Annotated in this window: 1 pseudogene; it reads left to right on the top strand. The window is 70.6% G+C overall.

The features are described from left to right. A pseudogene (locus tag SB719_RS21340) lies at nt 1-255 on the top strand (molecular chaperone HtpG); the annotation flags it as partial.

Genomic DNA, 255 nt, shown 5'->3' with positions numbered 1-255 from the left:
CGCGCCGATGCGCCGGCCGCCGAGGGCGTGAAGTGGGAAAGCGACGGTCGCGGCGAGTATTCGCTCGATACCGTCGAACTGCCCGAGCGCGGCACCACCGTCGTGCTGCACCTCAAGCCCGACGAGGACGAGTTCCTCGCCGACTGGACGCTGCGCTCGCTGATCGGCAAGTACTCCGACCACGTCGCGTTCCCGATCCGCATGCCCGCCGACACGCCGGCGCCTGCCGACGACAGCGAAACCGACGCGCCTGCC

The organism is Pantoea sp. SIMBA_079, from assembly GCF_046940275.1.
Classification (GTDB): Bacteria; Pseudomonadota; Gammaproteobacteria; order Enterobacterales; family Enterobacteriaceae; genus Pantoea; species Pantoea borealis.
Note: the sequence above shows the minus strand (reverse complement) of the source record. Positions and strands in the feature narration are given on the sequence as shown.